This window comes from Mucilaginibacter sp. P19, assembly GCF_050632265.1.
Lineage (GTDB): Bacteria > Bacteroidota > Bacteroidia > Sphingobacteriales > Sphingobacteriaceae > Mucilaginibacter > Mucilaginibacter gossypii.
Window position 1 is genome coordinate 4208614 of record NZ_CP192586.1, and the last position, 15891, is coordinate 4224504.

Sequence of the window (15891 nt, forward strand, 5' to 3'; positions counted from 1 at the left end):
CATAGTCACAACCTTTATATATTACATTTAACTCTTAAATGAGCTTAAAGTAACCTGTAGCCCTAATTTCACAGGCACTCATCCAGCCTGGCATTTGCGAACCTTCTAATTTTAACGCTAATCATTTATAGCATCTGCCGGAAAGGCCGCGAAAAGCTTTCATAGTATCGGCAGGAAAAAATTCTACGATTCAGATTTAACTATCAACTCCTGCACGATAAAAATGTTTTTAGCTTAATGATAAGGTTTTGTTAAATTTTACCGGCCGGCTAATACTTTAACGACGTCTTAAAAAAGCCGACAGCCAAACTGTCCATCTGTGAATGAATGGTATGCCTGTTAACTGAAGGATCATCGGTAAAGTATATCGGGGCTTCCTTTTTTATAGCGTCAATGGCCTCGCCAAGCATTACGTAATGGCCTACCTTACCGGGCAGCTCTTTGTATTTTGATTTACCGATTAGCTGATGATAATGCCTTGCATTGGTTTTAACCGGGGCTATGCTATCACTTTGTGAGCCTACAATACACAAGGCGCCTTTAATATCAGCTACCTGCTCTTTACGGGTAAAGCCAAAGCCTAAGGCAGGCGATATGGAAAAGAATGCTTTGATCCGGTTATCTTTTAGCGGGGGCACATGTTTGGAATCGGCGATCATGGAGCTATCGTCCAGTAATTTTACTAAGCCCGGAAATTCAGGGATCTCCAGCTCTTTGCGGCCTGTGGTTTTATAATAATTGCGGGCCTGTTCAAAATCGAGCTTTGCACCGGCAAGAGCGATCATGGTGTAGCCTCCAAATGAAAAACCGGTTGCCCCTATTTTTTGCTGATCGATAAGCGGGCCAACTTCGGGGTTATTCAGTAAGGATGTAAGGGCGAAGCTGATATCCAGCGGGCGTTCCCATGGCTTAACAAATTCAAGAGGAATTTTATGATCATACGTATTGCCGTAATGATCGACAGCAGCAACTATACAACCGCTGTTTGCTATGGCCTGGGCCAGCCACTCCAAAGTTAACCGGCCGCCGCCTGTACCATGAGAGAGCAGGATAAGCGGCAGTTTATTTGCCGAAAGCTTACCATTACGAACTGTTGGCTGTCGTAAAAAGGGCGAAAAGTGCTTATCAGCAGCCTTCAATGTATCACCAGTTGGATACCAGATTTCCGTTACCACCGGGCGGTTATTACGGCTTTCATCTTTAAAATTGAGGGTGCGTTCGCCTAAGTTTTGGGCAATCGCAAGATGGCCTGACAGCAAAATTATAATCATGGTGAAGGTTTGTTTCCACATAATGTTTAGCGTTTATATCACAAAACAAGACATTTAATGAGTCAAAAAGATTGACAATAGTCAATAAATCACTTTTTTGATTTAAGGCGACTCAGGGTCTCCTGCGAGATGCCAAGGTAATCAGCAACTATTTTATTGGGCAGTCTTTTAATGATTTCGGGCTGGGTTTGCATCAGGATATTATAACGGGCTTTTGAATCCATAGTGATAAGGCTTTCTATCCGCTGGATGGATGCGATATAATCAAGCTCGAGACCCGTACGGTACATAGTTTCAAAACCGGGAATCTCCTGAAGGAGCAGGTCGCGATCCGCATAGCTCAGCACCAATAGTTCGGACGACTCCGGACTTTGAATAGATGCAACAGAGGGTTCTTTCAGTATAAAACTCGGGAATGCGGTCCCCATGCGCCCTTCAAATATCAGGAACCGGGTTGATTCATTGCCGTCATTATCAGTTAAGAATACCCTAAGGCATCCTTTTACCACAAAATACAAATGTTTTGCGATGCTCCCCTTTTCAACCAGCACCTCGTTTCGTTTGGTAAAACGGGTTTTAAAACAATTAGCAATCAGCCGCTCATGTTCAGGCGAGAGGATTAATTTACCTTCAAGATGTTGTTTTAAAGCAGGATGCATAGCTGCAATTTATGCAGTTAGCATCGGGTTGACAAATTCCGGATTATTTTAAACTGTGAAGACTTATGAAGTTTTAGAAACTTCGTAAGTCTGGGTCTGCAACATATAAGGGATAAGCACAGTGTGCTGCTAAGTAAGCAGCTTATTATACAAGCTGTAATTTTCGTTATCGAAGCAGACAAATATCACTTTCTCAACTACCTCGTTATCTGCCAAAAAATCTCTAACCGTTTTAACAGCGATTGCCGCAGCCCTATCCTTGGGAAAATGATAAATACCAGTACTGATATTAGGAAAAGCTATGATATGCACGTCGTTTTCTGCCGCAAGCTTCAAACTATTTAAATAAGCGGATTGCAACAGTCTCGTCCTCACCTCTTTTACCACTATTGTAAACGGGGCCAACCGTGTGGACCACGTATTTAGCCGGCAACTTACCGCCGGTTGTAATCACAGCCTGCCCGGTCTTGCAGCCGCCCTGCCGGGCTACTATCTTACGGCAATCTTCCAGGATCTCCGGCCCGCCGGCACGATGGATAGCACCGTCAACACCGCCGCCGCCCATGAGCGAGGTGTTTGCCGCGTTTACAATGGCATCAGCTTTAATTTTTGTGATATCGCCCTGTACCAGTTCAATAGTACCCATAACATTTTAGATTTACAGCTGATAACAAACAGGAAAGTGTTTTGCTTTTAGAAATACAGTTGTACCATTTTGCGCCAGTAACGGGCGCGGTGTGCTTCCTCATGCCAGATATACAGGCTGTTTTGGATACCTTTGCTGGCCAGTACGGTGCTTAGGTATTTATTATCTTCCAAAAATGCATCCTCCTCGCCCACCGCCAGGATAATTTGAAGGCGTTTGATCTGGTCAATAATTTCGGGGCTATGCAGGTTATTTAAAAACTGGTTGGGCATGTTGAAATACACATTCTCATCGCGGTAGCCATCTAACAGGTCGCGGAAATTGCCCATAGCCTGTGTAATGTCATAACGGCCGCTCATACCCACTACCTTCACAAATACCGACGGATGTTTAAATGCAATATTAACCGCATGATAAGCCCCCATGCTGCAACCCGCCGAAATAATTGAACCGGCGGCATTAAGTGTTTTCATCAACGGCACCACCTCCTGCAAAATATACTGTTCATAATGCAGGTGCCTTTCCATGCGATGGTAAGGATGACTGAACTCATTATAAAAGCTTTCCCGGTCGATGCTATCCACACAGTAGACCTGCAGGTGACCCGCCTCAATTTTACTGCGTAAGGCTTCAATTACTTTCCAGTCTTCATAGTCATAAAACCGGGCTGTACGGGTGGGAAAAAATAAGACAGAGGCGCCCGCATGGCCAAAAACCAGCAATTCCATATTACGCTGAAGCGACGGACTGAACCACTTGTGGTACTCTCTTTTCATCTTTTAAACCGCTGAAAGATGACAAATGCGTGTAAACCCTATATTAAGCTAATTTGATACTTTGCGGCATTCGCTGTAAAACTGCGTTTTTCCACAAAGCGTAACCGGCGCTGCTCAAGTGCAAACCATCTTTATCATAATATTCACGTATTGGTTTACCAGAAGCATCTATCATCTGATTAAATATATTGATGAACTGCCAGTTTTTATGGCGGTGTATTATCTCGTTTTCAATTAAGCTATTGGTGTACCTGTACTTTTCAACAATAGGCCAGCGGGCAAGGCTTGGCTTAAGCGATATATAATAGCAGGGAATATTACCAAAAAGCCGCTCAACCTCAACAGTGAGCTGCTTAAAAAATATAAAAACTTCCTCGGGATTGCGGCCATCGCCGAGATCATTATCGCCCGCATAAACTACAATGGATTCTGGATTATAGGAATGCATTATACGTTCAAAAAACCATACGCAAGCAGCCAGTGTAGAACCGCCAAAGCCAAGGTTAACAGGTTGCATGTCATCAAAATCAGCATCAAGCGTATTCCACAAACGAATGGATGAGCTTCCATAAAAAATTACCCGCGGCACATAATCAAGCTTGGTTCGCTTAATTTCCAGCTGCTTCACATCCTCTTCGTACCAGATCATATTCTTTTATAGTAGGGCCGTATTAATTTAAGCGCTAAAGATAATACAATAGCCCCAACTTAATATAACGATGATAAAACAATGGTATTAAAAATGTAAAAATGACTATTATTCTGCCGCTTCTTCACCTTTGGTGCCCAGCTCAACAATATCACCCTCTTTAAAAAGAATAGCCTGCAGCGTAGTACGCCATACCGGTTTTTGCGCAGCAAAAACTCCAGGTCCATACCAAAGTGCTTAAATTCCTCTTGCTGTGCGTTTTGCATAATGGCCTTGGCCTGGTTATCTTTTTCGACAGAAATCCGCTGTTCGTACCAGTTTATAGCCTCAGCCTCTTCGGTTAATGAAACTATCATTCGGGCAAAGGTGCGGGTTTCGTCGGATAGTTCATTTGCCGGCTCGTGATATTGATCAAATGACATAATACTTTTTTTAAGGAGATAAGTATTATGTAAACGCTTTTGTTTTAAGGTGTAAGTATTTAGAATGGTTATTAACCCACGTGTTTCCTGATTTTGATATTAACCAGTTTGGATGTGGGCGTATTACTTTGTTCGGCAACGCTGTTGATAGGGACCAGCACATTGGCTTCGGGGTAATAGGTAGCTGTATTCCCTTCGGGAATGTTGTAGGGTACAACTACAAACAACCTCGCTACCCGCTCAACACCATCATCATAATTAAACAGATCAACTTTTTCCTCCGCTCTAAAACCGGCATTTTTCATGTCGTTTTCGTTCATCAAAATTACCCGGCGCTCATTGTGAATGCCCCGGTAGCGGTCGTCAAGGCCATATATGGTGGTGTTAAACTGATCATGGCTGCGGATAGTGGCCATATGGTATTCGTCGGCAGCCAGTTCATGCTTCGGCAACGGGGCGATATTGAAAGGCACAACAGCTCCATTTTTTTCGGTGATAAACTTACCCTCCCGCGCAGCATTGGGCAGGTAAAAACCACCTGGCAAACGTACCTTTTGGTTATAATCCTCACAGCCCGGAATAACCTTGGCTATCGCGTCGCGCACTGCATCATAGCTTTGTGAGTACTTATCCCAGTCGACAAAGGCGCGATTACCTAATGTGGCTTTAGCGAGATTACAAATGATCTGGTTCTCGTTCATCAGATGTTCAGATACCGGCTTCAGCATCCCTTTTGACATCTGGACAACCCCCATAGAGTTTTCGCAGCTTATAAACTGCTCCTCGCCATTTACAACGTCTTTATCACTTCGTGATAGTGTTGGCAGGATCAAAGCTTCCTCACCATGAACCAGATGACTGCGGTTTAATTTGGTTGATACATGTACCGACAGCTTAAGTTTACGCATGGCCTGTGCCGTAAACAGGGTATCCGGTGTAGCCGAAAGGAAATTGCCGCCCATGGCAAAAAACACTTTAAGTTTGTCCTCGTCCATAGCTTTAATAGATTCAACAACATCATAGCCATGCCCCCGCGGCGGTTCAAAACCAAAAACTTCCCTGAGTTTATCCAACTGCTTCGGTTTTGGCTTATCCCAAATCATCATGGTACGGTTACCCTGCACATTGCTATGGCCACGCACGGGACACAAACCTGCACCAGGTTTGCCAATAGCGCCTTTAAGCATGGCCAGGTTCACAATTTCTTTTACGGTATCCACTCCGTTTTTATGCTGGGTGATGCCCATAGCCCAGCAAATGATGATGCGGCTTTTATTTTTAATCAGATCAACCGCCTGCTCAATTTCATTCACTGTTAAACCGGCGGCTTTAGCCAGGTCATCAATCTTGTATTGGTTCAGGCTGTCTAAAAAGGCAACGTAACCAGTAGTGTTCTTTTTAATAAATTCATGATCGAAGACACTGCCGGAATTTTCCCGCTCGGCTTCATATAGCAGTTTTTCCATGGCTTTTAGCAAAGCCATATCACCGTTTATTTTTACCTGCAGGTACAGATCGGCTAATTGCGTTTTGATACCTAAAATGCCTTTTACCGTTTGTGGGTTTTTAAAACCCATTAAACCAGCCTCGTGCAAGGGGTTTACCGCAATGATCTTTGAGCCTTTCTGCTTGGCCTTTTCAAGCGCGCTAAGCATCCGGGGATGATTGGTACCAGGGTTTTGCCCCATGATAATGATTACATCGGTATCGTAAAAATCATTAAGGGTGACTGTCCCCTTGCCAATGCCAATGGTATCTGCAAGGCCAACGCCAGTACTTTCATGGCACATATTGGAGCAATCGGGCATGTTATTGGTACCAAACTCGCGCACAAATAGCTGGTACGTAAATGAAGCCTCGTTACTGGTACGGCCGGATGTATAAAATGCAGCTTCATCAGGCGATGCCAAAGCGTTGAGCTCATCTGCTATCTTTTTAAAAGCAAAATCCCAGCTTACCGGTGTGTAATGTGTAGCTCCTTTGGCCAGATATACTGGTTGGGCTATGCGTCCCTTCTTCCCTATCTCATAATCGTTAAGTTTGGCAAGATCCGCTACCGAATTTTCAGCAAAAAAATCACCAGTGAGCTTTTTGGTAGTAGCTTCTTCGGCAAGCGCTTTGGCTCCATTTTCACAATATTCGGCGATGGGAGAACGGTCGTCATCCGGGTCGGGCCAGGCACAGCCAGAGCAATCAAAGCCGCTCTTTTTGTTCATATGAAACAAACCCTCCATACCTCTTGCCAAACCAGTTTCCTTTAATATATCAACCATAGCCACTGTTACAGCAGGGATACCCGCCGCCCAGTCTTTTGGATGTGTTATTTTCAGGTCGAGCAATTCCTCAGGATTCTCTGCTGCCGGTCCTTTTTCTGCTTGCTTGCTCATGGCTTTTTAGCTGCTAAAGGATTAGGATAATTATCGCTCTGATCTTCGGCGACTTCATCCAAACACGTAAAATCTTTTTCAACCAGTAAATTCAAACTGCCGTGTTTACCTTCATAACCTACCTTATCGTCGTCGGCAAAGCCGGTGGCCACAGCTTTTGGCACATATAGTGTTATGGCATTCTCCTTATAGGTTGCCGAAAGATGCTCATCATCAACCAGTCTCAAAGCATAAATAAGCTGCTGACTGCCAAAATCGACGGTTTCCTGAACATAACCTTCTTCGGCCAGTTTGGCTACATCGGTTTTAGTGAGCCTGTATCTTAGTGAATTACCTTTTATCCTTATTTTCATTGGTATCAATCAGTTTACGCCGATGGCGCCGTTAGTACGGCCTCATCGGGGACCATTAACCGGTGCGCGCCCGCGTAAATATTAAAGCGCTCATCGCGTAAAAAGCCAATTAGTGTAATATTAAATTCGTTAGCCAGTTCTATAGCCAGGCTTGACGGTGCACCTACTGCCGCAATAATACTGATGCCGGCCATCGCGGCCTTTTGAATAAGCTCAAAACTTGCCCTGCCGCTAAGTAACAATACTGTTTGCTGCAACGGCAACCAGTTATACATCATAGCAGCACCTATCAGCTTATCTAAAGCATTATGCCTGCCTACGTCTTCCCTCAATAATAACAACTCACCTAAAGGAGTAAACAAAGCCGATGCATGCAAACCACCCGTATCATCAAATACACGCTGGTGCCCGCGCAAAATCTTCGGCAACTGATTAAGTACCAAACTGTGGATCACATTGCCATCATCTGACCCGGCGGCAAAATTGCTTACCGTGCGAATAGCGTCGATAGAACCCTTGCCACACACACCGCAACTGCTGGTGGTATAAAAATTACGTTCAGTATTTTGAAGATGTGGTATCACACCTTGTTCAAGTGTTACCAGCATGGTATTCTCCTTGTTTTCGGCACAGGCGATAAAGCTGTGTTTTGCCGACTTTATCTCATCTGCATTTTTAATAATGCCTTCGGTAAAAAGGAAACCGGTTGCCAGTTCGGCATCATGCCCGGGGGTACGCATAGTTACAGAGATATTACGTAGCTCCCTGCCATCTGCAGGGCCATATTCCAGTTTAATTTCAAGTGGTTCTTCAATGGCTACGCTATCCTCCTCCCGTGCGCTTCGGTTAGCGTTAACTTTTACAACCGGGATATGAATAACTGATGGAGAAGACATATTCAAAGATACAATTTATGGAATAGTTTGTTTATGCAAGTTTATATGCAGAAGGCCAGCTTAAGTCCCTTCGTTTGAATTGTTTTTGAGGCAAGCGTCTGCAAAACAGCCGTTAACTTAGGCTGGCAAGGAGTTAACAGGGTTAACAGAAATTCGAACTATTTTACATTACTTAGTTGACAACCAATTAATTACATAAAAAACAGTATTAACACATGTAAACCCCGGCAAGGTTAATCCTCCACACTTATTTTTTTGTTTAGGTTAAAGCGCCGACGCCTGAACCCGCATAGTGAACTTACATATGTTGATTTGTTAAATTTAAACCTGTTGCTCGTTTTGTAAGCTAATTTGAATATTTTTGAGATATGAAGATCAACATACTGGCTTTTGGAGTGGCTAAGGAGATATTTGGAAGCAGCGAAGTTAGCCTGGAAATGACCAACGATGCTACTATCTCCAATTTAAAATATCTGCTTGAGCAACAATATCCGCGTTTAAAACAGCTATCATCATACATGCTGGCTGTTAACAACGAATATGCCCTGCCCGGTGATACCATTCACGAACGTGACGAAATTGCGATTATTCCGCCGGTAAGCGGGGGATAGATCAGTTTGCAGTTTTTAAGTAGCAGTGGCAGTAAACTTTTTTAGCGGCAGTTTGCAGTAGTATTTAATAACTGATCCTTAATTTCATTAATATTAAACAATCAATTTAATATAGCAATGGCCATCAGAAGCGCTACGCTTGCCGATCATACTGCAATATCAAACCTGCTAACGCAATTGGGCTATCCTGGCACTGAAGATTTTTTGCCGGAAAACCTTGAAAAGATGTTGCGACAATCTTCTTCGCAGGTTTTGGTCTATGAAAGTGAAGGTGCGGTTGCAGGTTTTATCGCCATTGATTTTTTAACACAGCTGGTAGTTAAAGGTGATTTTATTCGCATCAGTTGTTTTTCTGTTGATGAAAACACCCGGGGCAAAGGTATTGGCAAGTCGCTTGAGGATTATATTACCGAACTTGGCAAAGAATGTAATGCCGACAGAATAGAGGTACACTGCCATACACGCAGGACTGATGCCCACCGGTTTTATTACAGGCAGGGTTATACCGAATCGCCCAAATACCTCATGAAATCATTGGTAGATAAAATATAGATTTGCATTGCTATGAATACACAGATCCTCTTATCGGCCCAAACACTGGATATTCAATCGTGTATTGATTGGATCATGTCACCCGAATCCGGGGGGATAGACGTGTTTATTGGTACCGTTCGTAATGCAACCAAAGGGAAAAAAGTTTTAAGGCTCGATTTTGAAGCTTATGAGCCCATGGCTATCAGCGAGATGAACAAAATTGCCGCCCAGGCCTTTGAACGCTGGCCCATTCAAAAAATACTGATCCACCACCGTACCGGATTGCTGCAGGTTGGCGAGGTGCCGGTTGTTATTGCAGTTTCAGCAGCGCACCGTGATGCTGCCTTTGACGCATGCAGGTATATTATCGATACACTTAAACAAACCGTCCCTATTTGGAAAAAGAAAGCTTTGAGGACGGCGATGTTTGGGTGGCAGCACATCCTTAGGATTTCGGATTTGGGATGTTCGATTTTGGATTTTTCATTTAAAAAAAACTGTGTGCCGTTGTTGGTGTTGTCACCAACAACTTTACGCCATGCAATTGCCAATATTTATGATCTTAGCCGATGATTGTTGGTGACAACACCAACAACAGCACGGTGACAACACCGCCAACATCACAATAAAAAAATCCGAAATCGAAATTCCGAAATCCGAAATCATCTATCCAACCTTGTACTCTTCCAATCCACCTTCCAACGAAAATACATCTGCATCGGGAATCATTTTGAGAATTAGTTTTACCGCCTCGTCGCTTCGTTTGCCCGATGAGCAGTAAAGGACTTTGGTATTAGGGCTGGTAAAATAGGCCAGGTACTCTTCTATTTCATCGAGCGGGATATGCGTACCGCCAATATCATAGGCTTCACGCTCCTGAATGGTACGCACGTCAATAAGTTCTATGGTATCATCCAAAAGGGTTCGTTTTTTTAGTTCATCAGCGTTGATGGTTGGAATGGTGATAGTTGTTTTTAACCTGCGGATATGCGTTTTTGTCACCGGGCCAATTTTAAAGATACGGCTTTGCATGCTTTGTGCGTCAAAGATCAGCACTTTTCCAGCCAATAATTCACCAGTTTTAGTGATGTACTTGATTACTTCGTTGGCTTGCATGCAGCCAATAATTCCGGCCAGGGTTGGTACCACCCCGCCTTCGGTACAATTAGGGATCTGGGTAGCATCTACCTCGGGAAACAGATCACGATAATTGGGCGAATTAAGCCCTTTAGCGTTGCTTACGTTCCAAACGGCAACCTGCCCTTCAAACTGGTAAATAGCACCGTAAACAAGGGGTTTACCTGCCAAAACACAGGCATCGTTGAGCAAATAACGGGTTTCAAAATTATCGGTACCATCCAGCGCAATGTCGTAATTGCTGATGACATCCATCACATTATCGGATGTTATTTTGATGGCATGAGGTACCAGCTTAATACCCGGATTTTGGGCCTGTAGGCGTGAACAGGCCACTTCAGCCTTATTTTCGCCTTCATCGGCCGGCGTGTATAATACCTGGCGATGCAGGTTGCTTACCGATACCTGGTCAAAATCGGCAATACCTAATGTGCCTATTCCAGTTGATGCCAGGTATTGTGCAGCCGGGCAGCCCAACCCTCCTGCCCCAACAACCAGTACGCGGGCTTGCTGCAATAATTGCTGGGCTCCCTCGCCAAAACCGGGCAGTGCTATCTGGCAGTTATATCGTTGTAAATCCTGATTCATTAGTAGCAACTATTGTATGGTGGATCATTGATTTTACTTTCTCCAATTCTTCAGGCGTGTTCACATTGGTAAGCGCCTCCTGTTGTGGGGCGTTTAACAATGTAATATCACTATTGATCAAAACCTTACGCGGGCATGAATACCCTTGCGCCAAAAACGATAGCAGTACAGGGTAGCTTTTAGGCTCCCATATGGCTATCAAAGGTTCCGGGAAATCGGTTACCGGACTGTGATAAGCCGTAGCCACCGACGAACTGTTCCGCCAGGCTACTAAATTGCGAAGGGTAGCTTCATCCATCAAAGGCAAATCGCAGGCTATGACCAGCCAGGCGGCATCCGGCTGTTCGCGAAAAGCGGAAAGAATAGCCCCGTAAGGCCCTAAACCAGCAAATGTATCCTCTATAACGGGATAAGCCGGGTCAATTTCCTGCTGCTGGCCGGGGCGACCGGAAATGTAAACCTCCCGGCAAAAGTTTTTGAGCAAATCGGCCATATAATACCGTTGCTGCTTGCCATGCCACGTGGCCGTACCTTTATCAAAACCCATTCGGGTACTTTTGCCCCCAGCCAATACCAGGCCGTTTAAAACAGGTTTGGCCTGTTTTAAAGCAGTCTCAAAAAAGCAACGATCCTTTCACGGTCATCTACTTTTAAAACGGGGATCTGCTGCCAGTGAGGGATAACCTCCTGTATAAAGCCCGGAATTTCGCTTGCATTATCGGCCAGCAGAAAAAGCTGAACGTTGTTGAGATGAGCTGTCCTTTTTTGCAGCGACGCTTCTTTATTACTATCGATGATAACTATCTGGCCATTGGCCTGCTGATGGTTACCATTAACCAATATCAGGTCGGCAAATGAAAATTGCTGTTTGAGCTGATAAGGATATACCGGGTTTTGATAATTGAATTGCTGATAGTTTACCTGGTCGGTATATTCGAGCGAGGCGCCGCTCACCAATCTGCCGGGCAGCAAAGTAATATCATCATTATGTGACATATCCACATAAGCACATTTATAAACCGGTGAAAGTGAACGGATCACATCATCGGCCAATAATTTGATCACGGTACAGGGGCCGCCCAGAATAGCCCACTCGTTACGGCCAAAGTTACCGGTTGAAGGCCTTGACAGCCTCGCGTGTTTTTTATGGGTGCCCGACGGCTGGTTATGATCTTTTAAAGTCACGTTTACCTCCTGTTTTTGAGATCAGTTTGGTTTCTTTTATCACTATATCATGGCTCATGGCCTTGCACATATCATAAATAGTAAGCGCCGCTATTGAAGCTCCTACCAACGCTTCCATTTCTACGCCTGTTTTGGCGGTAATGCTTGCAGTACAATCAACAACAACCTCCTGTTGTTCGTTGATATGTACGGCTACATTGCAATTATCTAAACCCAGCGGGTGGCAAAGCGGTATCAAATCGCCGGTTTTTTTGCCGCCATGATACCGGCAATAATAGCGGTTTGAAAAACAGGGCCTTTTTTACTCTGCAATTCATTCCCTGCTAAAAGTTCAAATACCTCTGCCGGCAAACTAACAATGCTACGCGCAGTAGCAGTACGGTATGTAACCTGTTTTTCAGTTACATCAACCATATTTGGATCGCCTTGTTTGTTTATGTGGGTTAACATCTTGAACCTTGATTTACTTGATTATAGGATTTAAGGATATTTGCATTTACAATTTACTTTTATTCAGTTTTCGATCTCTATCAGGGTAATCCCAAAATCCTACAAATCATGGTTAAACCTCCAAACTTTAAACACCTCTCCTGCTTTAAAATTATTCTTTTCAGGCGGAAGTTCTAAAAAGCTTCGGTATCTGCTAAGTTAGCAAAATCGCCAGAACCATTTCCTTCAACAGGCGTAGCTATCAATTGGCCCAGCCCGTTACTTTGCAGTTTTACCTGCAGATAGTATTGTAAAGCCGGCTGAAATGTAAAATCTTTCCCTAATACCGCATATGTGGCGGCTTTTGCGGGCAAGCCCAGCGCTGTATTAAGCCATGTTAAAAAGTAACGGTGCAGGCACATAAATGTGGCTACCGGGTTACCCGGAAAAGCAAACACCAATGCACCGTTATTATGCCTGCCAAACCAAAAGGGTTTACCGGGCCGCTGGGCTACTTTATGAAACAACTTTTCAACCTTTAATTCTTCAAGCGCCCGGGGGATATAATCAAACTTCCCCATCGAAACACCGCCGCTTAGCAGCAGTACATCATAGTTTTGTAAACAGTATTGGATCTTTTCTTTAGTAACCGCGGGCTCATCGGGGATATGCAAAATATCAGCATCGGTACCATGTTGTTTTAAAACGGCCTTTACCATATAGCTGTTTGATTTGCGGATCTGGTACGGCAGCGGCGTTTCATGCACATCAACTAATTCATCTCCTGACGAAACTATTGCCACCCGCGGCATTTTTTTAACAAGCAGGTGGGTTTTACCTACTGATGCCGCCACACTAACGATCGCGGGGCTTACCACCTGTCCTGCCGATGATATAACATCATTTTGTTTTTTATCAAGGCCCTGCAAATGCAGGTTCTGCCCCTTTTTTATGTCGCGGGTGTGTACGCTCGCCGACCCGGCGATGATCTCCACATCCTCGTAACGGATCACTGTATCAACCGAAGCGGGCAACACAGCACCGGTCATGATCTCGATGCATTCCTCGGCGCTGTCGATTTGAACCGGCTCGTCACCGGCTGCCTGGGTAGCTTTGATCCGGAAAATATTGATCCCACTTTCAATAGCTTCATATTTTACAGCTATACCATCCATGGTTACGCGGTTAAAAGGGGGCAGGTCGCGGTCGGCCTTCAGGTCTTCGGCCAGGGCACAGCCCAAAGCCTGTTCAAACGGGAAGCTTTGAGTACCATAATCCCTGATTTGTGCAAGCACCAGTTTTTCAGCTTCTTCAACCGTTGTCATATATATGTAGTTTAAAACTATCCGCCAATAGTGGCCATTGACTCGTGGATGCCTGTTTTGGCTACCCGTGCCCGCTCGGCTTCCCAGCCATCTGCCGGACGGTGGCCAAAAGCGGTTAACAAGGCATCCTCCAATACTTCATCAGAAGCTCCCGCGCGCATCAGATCTTTTAAATTGAGCACGCCATCATCATACAAACAGGTTTTTAACCCACCCTGAGGCGTTATGCGGATACGGTTACAGCTGCCGCAAAATGTACGCGAATAAGCGGCTATAATACCAATTGTACCTTTATGCCCCGGGACCTGATAATTGTATGAAGTGGAATAAGCCGGGTCATCCAGTTTCTTTATTTGCGGATATTTGCTTTTTATTTCATCTAAAATGCGAAGGTAATCCCAGTGCAACCCGTCGTATACATGGCCATCGCCGTTAAAAGGCATTTCTTCTATAAACCTGACACTTACAGGCAGCTCTTTGGCCAATTCAACCAGCGGGATAATGTCCTGAATGTTCTTGCCATCCATCACCACAGCATTGATCTTTACTTCCATATCATGGCTCAGCATGGCATCTAAGGCTGTCATCACACTGGCAAATTCTGTCGCGGCGGGTAATAGTAAAAAAGCGGTTGGCATCCAGCGTATCCAGGCTCAGGTTTATTGACCGTACACCTATCTTTTTTAATTCGGGCACATAAGGAGCTGTAAGTACGCCGTTAGTTGTAAGGCCCAGCTCTTTCAAACCATCCAGCCTGGATATAGCTGTGAGCAAATGCATAATATCTTTGCGTACAAAGGGCTCGCCCCCGGTAATACGGATTTTTTCGATACCCATTTTTACAAGCAAACTGCAACTGCGCAGCATTTCCTCATAGGTCATGAGCTCGGCACGTGAAAGCCAGTTCAACCCATCCTCAGGCATACAGTAAAAACAGCGCAGGTTGCACCTGTCTGTCACCGCGAGGCGCATATAGCTGATCTTCCGTCCATGATTATCTTTTAACAAAATGTAGCCTTTTTATCCTGTAAATTTAATTAATTAACAGCCATTACACCTTTAAGTTTATGCATGGCAATTGTAAAAATAAGCATTACCCCGCTTGGAGATGTTTACGAAATGTATTTTTATTTCCTTCCTCAGTGATATATCCGGTCTTAAATAAAATTACCAAAGCGTAACCGGGTTATACTCCTTTCGCAATACACACATAAAGCACAAAAAATCAATTTGTTATAAATGAACAGATCTAATTAAAACTTTCATTAAATTATTACCGTATTAAGGCAAGCATCCGCCCCAAAGAATTTATAAAAAGGAAGCCCCTGAGCCTAAACAAACATAAAACGCAGGACCGGAAGCTACAAAATGGTAATGCATGATCATTAACCAGGCATTACAACAATAGTCATATCAACATCTAACGTAACAGTTATAAAAAATGACAGGGATTATTATTCTGGCAGCAGGCGCATCAAATCGTTTTGGCTCCCCCAAGCAAAACCAAATCTACCAGGGTAAAACCCTTTTACAGCGGGCGATTCAAACCGCGCTTACCTGCCTGAATTGCGAAAAAGTTATTGTGGTGTTAGGAGCCAATGAACAATTAATCCGTCCCAATATAGATGAACAAGCTGTAGGCGTTATTCACAATCCGCGTTGGGAAGAGGGAATGGGTTCGTCAATAAAAGTTGGTGTAGCCGAAATTTTGAGGCTTGAACCCGGCATAACTTCAATTATCCTGATGCTTTGCGATCAGCCATTTGTTGATTCATTCCTGATATCACAATTAATGGAAAAAAAGGAGGTTAATGACTGCGGTATTATTGCCTGCGGCTATCGTGATGTTTTGGGCGCGCCCGCTTTGTTCGATATAAAATATTTCCCTGAACTACTTGGCCTGCAGGGGGTAGAAGGTGCAAAAAAATCATCGAAGCACATACCGATGACGTTTTTATACTCCCTTTTCCGCTGGGCGCTATTGACATTGACACCGCCGATGATTTAGAAAGGCTTAACCAGG

20 protein-coding genes and 1 pseudogene are annotated in these 15891 nt (G+C 44.2%); 4 read left to right on the forward strand and 17 right to left on the reverse strand.

Annotated features, from left to right (window positions below):
- Nucleotides 1–269: 269 nt before the first annotated feature.
- From ACQ86K_RS20430 to fdhD, 10 genes are all read right to left on the reverse strand, one after another.
- Nucleotides 270–1292 (reverse strand): alpha/beta hydrolase family protein, encoded by a 1023-nt coding sequence (locus tag ACQ86K_RS20430; protein WP_091162223.1) that lies wholly within the window; start codon nt 1290–1292, stop codon nt 270–272.
- Between the two features lie 68 nt (nt 1293–1360).
- Entirely contained in the window at nt 1361–1930 is a 570-nt protein-coding gene (locus ACQ86K_RS20435; RefSeq protein WP_091162221.1) for a Crp/Fnr family transcriptional regulator, read from the reverse strand.
- Nucleotides 1931–2059: 129 nt separating this feature from the next.
- Complete coding sequence (locus tag ACQ86K_RS20440; RefSeq protein WP_431198648.1) at nt 2060–2266, reverse strand: macro domain-containing protein; 207 nt, start codon at nt 2264–2266, stop codon at nt 2060–2062.
- Nucleotide 2267: 1 nt separating this feature from the next.
- The gene (locus ACQ86K_RS20445; protein ID WP_431198649.1) at nt 2268–2576 is read right to left on the reverse strand and encodes a macro domain-containing protein; all 309 of its coding nucleotides are present in this window, start codon (nt 2574–2576) and stop codon (nt 2268–2270) included.
- Between the two features lie 47 nt (nt 2577–2623).
- Nucleotides 2624–3352 carry an esterase family protein gene (locus ACQ86K_RS20450; RefSeq protein ID WP_091162216.1) on the reverse strand — a complete coding sequence of 243 codons (729 nt, stop codon included), beginning with the start codon at nt 3350–3352 and terminating at the stop codon, nt 2624–2626.
- 43 nt (nt 3353–3395) lie between these two features.
- Entirely contained in the window at nt 3396–4001 is a 606-nt protein-coding gene (locus tag ACQ86K_RS20455; protein WP_091162214.1) for a GDSL-type esterase/lipase family protein, read from the reverse strand.
- 59 nt (nt 4002–4060) lie between these two features.
- On the reverse strand, nt 4061–4423 hold the full coding sequence (locus ACQ86K_RS20460; RefSeq protein WP_431198650.1) for a hypothetical protein: 363 nt from the start codon (nt 4421–4423) through the stop codon (nt 4061–4063).
- Nucleotides 4424–4494: 71 nt separating this feature from the next.
- Entirely contained in the window at nt 4495–6810 is a 2316-nt protein-coding gene (locus ACQ86K_RS20465) for an FdhF/YdeP family oxidoreductase (RefSeq protein ID WP_091162210.1), read from the reverse strand.
- On the reverse strand, nt 6807–7163 hold the full coding sequence (locus ACQ86K_RS20470; protein WP_091162208.1) for a DUF7009 family protein: 357 nt from the start codon (nt 7161–7163) through the stop codon (nt 6807–6809). Before ACQ86K_RS20470 ends, ACQ86K_RS20465 begins: the two co-directional genes overlap by 4 nt.
- 14 nt (nt 7164–7177) lie before the next feature.
- Complete coding sequence (fdhD, locus tag ACQ86K_RS20475; RefSeq protein WP_091162205.1) at nt 7178–8059, reverse strand: formate dehydrogenase accessory sulfurtransferase FdhD; 882 nt, start codon at nt 8057–8059, stop codon at nt 7178–7180.
- 368 nt (nt 8060–8427) lie between these two features.
- On the opposite strand from fdhD, the gene ACQ86K_RS20480 reads away from it, so the two are divergent.
- From ACQ86K_RS20480 to ACQ86K_RS20490, 3 genes are all read left to right on the forward strand, one after another.
- Complete coding sequence (locus ACQ86K_RS20480; RefSeq protein WP_090526447.1) at nt 8428–8670, forward strand: MoaD/ThiS family protein; 243 nt, start codon at nt 8428–8430, stop codon at nt 8668–8670.
- 117 nt (nt 8671–8787) lie between these two features.
- The gene (locus tag ACQ86K_RS20485; protein WP_091162203.1) at nt 8788–9222 is read left to right on the forward strand and encodes a GNAT family N-acetyltransferase; all 435 of its coding nucleotides are present in this window, start codon (nt 8788–8790) and stop codon (nt 9220–9222) included.
- 12 nt (nt 9223–9234) lie between these two features.
- Nucleotides 9235–9777, forward strand: coding sequence for a molybdenum cofactor biosynthesis protein MoaE (locus ACQ86K_RS20490; protein WP_431198651.1), 543 nt, complete (start codon nt 9235–9237; stop codon nt 9775–9777).
- Nucleotides 9778–9870: 93 nt separating this feature from the next.
- On the opposite strand, the gene ACQ86K_RS20495 is transcribed toward ACQ86K_RS20490, so the two are convergent.
- The 7 genes and pseudogenes from ACQ86K_RS20495 to ACQ86K_RS20525 all read right to left on the reverse strand — a co-directional run bounded on the left by ACQ86K_RS20495 (nt 9871) and on the right by ACQ86K_RS20525 (nt 14876).
- Nucleotides 9871–10929, reverse strand: coding sequence for a HesA/MoeB/ThiF family protein (locus ACQ86K_RS20495; protein ID WP_091162199.1), 1059 nt, complete (start codon nt 10927–10929; stop codon nt 9871–9873).
- Nucleotides 10904–11500 (reverse strand): NTP transferase domain-containing protein, encoded by a 597-nt coding sequence (locus tag ACQ86K_RS20500; protein ID WP_431198652.1) that lies wholly within the window; start codon nt 11498–11500, stop codon nt 10904–10906. Before ACQ86K_RS20500 ends, ACQ86K_RS20495 begins: the two co-directional genes overlap by 26 nt.
- Before the next feature lie 32 nt (nt 11501–11532).
- Nucleotides 11533–12114: a hypothetical protein gene (locus ACQ86K_RS20505; RefSeq protein WP_431198653.1), complete on the reverse strand. Its 582-nt coding sequence runs from the start codon at nt 12112–12114 to the stop codon at nt 11533–11535.
- Nucleotides 12095–12564: pseudogene (gene moaC / locus ACQ86K_RS20510) on the reverse strand (cyclic pyranopterin monophosphate synthase MoaC). Before moaC ends, ACQ86K_RS20505 begins: the two are co-directional and overlap by 20 nt.
- Nucleotides 12565–12737: 173 nt before the next feature.
- The gene (locus tag ACQ86K_RS20515; RefSeq protein ID WP_431198654.1) at nt 12738–13868 is read right to left on the reverse strand and encodes a molybdopterin molybdotransferase MoeA; all 1131 of its coding nucleotides are present in this window, start codon (nt 13866–13868) and stop codon (nt 12738–12740) included.
- Nucleotides 13869–13885: 17 nt separating this feature from the next.
- Nucleotides 13886–14455: a hypothetical protein gene (locus ACQ86K_RS20520; protein ID WP_431198655.1), complete on the reverse strand. Its 570-nt coding sequence runs from the start codon at nt 14453–14455 to the stop codon at nt 13886–13888.
- Nucleotides 14424–14876 (reverse strand): radical SAM protein, encoded by a 453-nt coding sequence (locus ACQ86K_RS20525; protein ID WP_431198656.1) that lies wholly within the window; start codon nt 14874–14876, stop codon nt 14424–14426. The genes ACQ86K_RS20520 and ACQ86K_RS20525 overlap by 32 nt, the downstream gene beginning before the upstream one ends.
- Nucleotides 14877–15309: 433 nt before the next feature.
- Between ACQ86K_RS20525 and ACQ86K_RS20530 the strand changes: the two genes are divergently transcribed.
- Nucleotides 15310–15876, forward strand: coding sequence for a nucleotidyltransferase family protein (locus tag ACQ86K_RS20530; RefSeq protein WP_431198657.1), 567 nt, complete (start codon nt 15310–15312; stop codon nt 15874–15876).
- Nucleotides 15877–15891: the final 15 nt, after the last annotated feature.

Coding starts and splice junctions, on each gene's coding strand:
- ACQ86K_RS20520 (WP_431198655.1), bottom strand. CDS start 14,455: ATGACAGCCTTAGATGCCATGCTGAGCCATGATATGGAAGTAAAGATC.
- ACQ86K_RS20445 (WP_431198649.1), bottom strand. CDS start 2,576: ATGGGTACTATTGAACTGGTACAGGGCGATATCACAAAAATTAAAGCT.
- ACQ86K_RS20470 (WP_091162208.1), bottom strand. CDS start 7,163: ATGAAAATAAGGATAAAAGGTAATTCACTAAGATACAGGCTCACTAAA.
- ACQ86K_RS20465 (WP_091162210.1), bottom strand. CDS start 6,810: ATGAGCAAGCAAGCAGAAAAAGGACCGGCAGCAGAGAATCCTGAGGAA.
- fdhD (WP_091162205.1), bottom strand. CDS start 8,059: ATGTCTTCTCCATCAGTTATTCATATCCCGGTTGTAAAAGTTAACGCT.
- ACQ86K_RS20455 (WP_091162214.1), bottom strand. CDS start 4,001: ATGATCTGGTACGAAGAGGATGTGAAGCAGCTGGAAATTAAGCGAACC.
- ACQ86K_RS20495 (WP_091162199.1), bottom strand. CDS start 10,929: ATGAATCAGGATTTACAACGATATAACTGCCAGATAGCACTGCCCGGT.
- ACQ86K_RS20460 (WP_431198650.1), bottom strand. CDS start 4,423: ATGTCATTTGATCAATATCACGAGCCGGCAAATGAACTATCCGACGAA.
- ACQ86K_RS20450 (WP_091162216.1), bottom strand. CDS start 3,352: ATGAAAAGAGAGTACCACAAGTGGTTCAGTCCGTCGCTTCAGCGTAAT.
- ACQ86K_RS20530 (WP_431198657.1), top strand. CDS start 15,310: ATGACAGGGATTATTATTCTGGCAGCAGGCGCATCAAATCGTTTTGGC.
- ACQ86K_RS20515 (WP_431198654.1), bottom strand. CDS start 13,868: ATGACAACGGTTGAAGAAGCTGAAAAACTGGTGCTTGCACAAATCAGG.
- ACQ86K_RS20480 (WP_090526447.1), top strand. CDS start 8,428: ATGAAGATCAACATACTGGCTTTTGGAGTGGCTAAGGAGATATTTGGA.
- ACQ86K_RS20490 (WP_431198651.1), top strand. CDS start 9,235: ATGAATACACAGATCCTCTTATCGGCCCAAACACTGGATATTCAATCG.
- ACQ86K_RS20435 (WP_091162221.1), bottom strand. CDS start 1,930: ATGCATCCTGCTTTAAAACAACATCTTGAAGGTAAATTAATCCTCTCG.
- ACQ86K_RS20430 (WP_091162223.1), bottom strand. CDS start 1,292: ATGTGGAAACAAACCTTCACCATGATTATAATTTTGCTGTCAGGCCAT.
- ACQ86K_RS20485 (WP_091162203.1), top strand. CDS start 8,788: ATGGCCATCAGAAGCGCTACGCTTGCCGATCATACTGCAATATCAAAC.